This is a genomic window from Pseudomonas sp. (genome assembly GCF_026224925.1).
Lineage (GTDB): Bacteria > Pseudomonadota > Gammaproteobacteria > Pseudomonadales > Pseudomonadaceae > Aquipseudomonas.
On record NZ_JAMFRV010000205.1, the window covers coordinates 1 to 1,828 of the forward strand.

Annotated in this window: 2 protein-coding genes; both read right to left on the reverse strand. The window is 59.3% G+C overall.

The annotated features are described in order from the left end of the window. Nucleotides 1-971 (reverse strand): peptide ABC transporter ATP-binding protein (locus M0974_RS08875; protein ID WP_297835438.1); only part of this gene is annotated, 971 nt, incomplete at its 3' end. Further along, nucleotides 971-1,828: ABC transporter ATP-binding protein (locus M0974_RS08880; protein ID WP_297835440.1), on the reverse strand; the 858-nt coding region annotated here is incomplete at its 5' end. The genes M0974_RS08880 and M0974_RS08875, both read right to left, overlap by 1 nt.

Genomic DNA, 1,828 nt, shown 5'->3' on the forward strand with positions numbered 1-1,828 from the left:
CCTTCGATGAACTGCTCGGCGTAATGGCAGGCAACCTGACGGTTGTCCACTACACGCAGGGCGGGTTCGTCGGTGGCGCACAGCGCTGTCGCATACGGGCAGCGCTTGTGGAACGCGCAGCCAGTGGGCGGATTAAGCGGGTTAGGCAGTTCGCCGATGATTTTGATCTTCGGCTTCAGCGGGTCCGGGTGAATGGTCGGGGTCGCGGACAGCAAGGCCCGCGTGTACGGGTGCAACGGCCGGTTATAGATCTCTTCCTTTGGGCCCATTTCCGCCGGACGCCCGAGGTACATCACCAGCACGGTATCGGCGACGTGACGCACCACTGACAGGTTGTGCGAGATGAACACGTAAGCGGTGTTGAACTCCTGCTGCAGATCCATGAACAGGTTAAGTACCTGCGCCTGAATCGACACGTCCAAGGCCGAAGTGGGTTCGTCCGCCACCAGCACTTTAGGTTGCAGCATCATCGCCCGAGCCAGCGCGATACGCTGACGCTGACCGCCAGAAAACATGTGCGGGTAGCGGTGGTAATGCTCAGGACGAAGACCGACCTGTTGCATCATCGCCTGCACTTTCTCCCGACGTTCAGCGCGTGACAAATCGGTGTTGATCAGCAGGGGCTCGCCCAATTGATCGCCGACTTTCTGCCGTGGGTTAAGCGATGCATAAGGGCTCTGAAAGACCATCTGCACATCGCGGCGCAGTTTTTTGAGTTCTGCTTTGCTGGCGCCGGTTACTTCCTGGCCGGCGATTTTCAGCGAACCGGAGGAGGGCTCTTCAATCAACGTCAGGGCGCGGGCCAAGGTCGATTTGCCACAACCGGACTCACCAACCACGGCCAACGTTTTGCCGGCTTCCAGCTCGAACGACACACCGTTAAGAGCGCGAACCAGTGCGTGCCCCTTGAACAGGCCGAGTGAGACTTCGTAATGACGGGTCAGGTCGCGTGCAGTAAGAACGACGGTCATTACGCGACCTCCTGGTTCAGCGGGTAGAAGCAGCGGGCGAAGCTGTGGGCTTTCAGGTCCAAGGCGGGTCGCTGCGTCCGGCAATTGTCTTGCACATACGGGCAGCGTGGCGACAGCAAGCAGCCTTGTGGCCGGTCATAACGCCCCGGAACCATGCCTGGCAGGGTCGCCAAGCGATCGGCACCCATGCTGTGTTCTGGAATTGCGGCCAGCAATGCTTCGCTGTACGGATGACCGGGAACGTCAAACAAGCCTGGCACCTGACCCACTTCTACCGCTTGACCGGCGTACATCACACACACCCGCTGAGCGGTTTCGGCCACCACGGCCAGGTCGTGAGTGATCAGCACCAAGGCCATGTCCTGCTCTTTTTGCAGGCTCAACAGCAGGTCCATGATCTGTGCCTGAATCGTTACGTCCAACGCGGTGGTTGGTTCGTCGGCGATCAGCAGTTTAGGTTCGCCGGCAATCGCCATGGCAATTGCAACGCGCTGGCTCATGCCGCCCGACAGTTGATGCGGGTAAGCATGCAGACGGGCAGCGGCGCCAGGGATTTCTACTTTTTCAAGCAGCTCCAACGCGCGTTGGCGAGCGGCTTTGCCGTTCATGTTCAAGTGTTGACGCAAGACTTCTTCGATCTGAAAACCCACGGTGTAGCTGGGGTTCAGTGCGGTCATCGGGTCTTGGAAGACCATCGCCATGTCTTTGCCGATAATGCGTCGACGTTGGCGGTTGCTGAGCTTAAGCAGCTCGTTGCCGTCGAAGTTCAGCGAGTCGGCGGTGACCACGCCTGGTTTGTCGATCAAGCCCATCAGCGCCATCATGGTGACGCTTTTGCCCGATCCCGATTCGCCGAC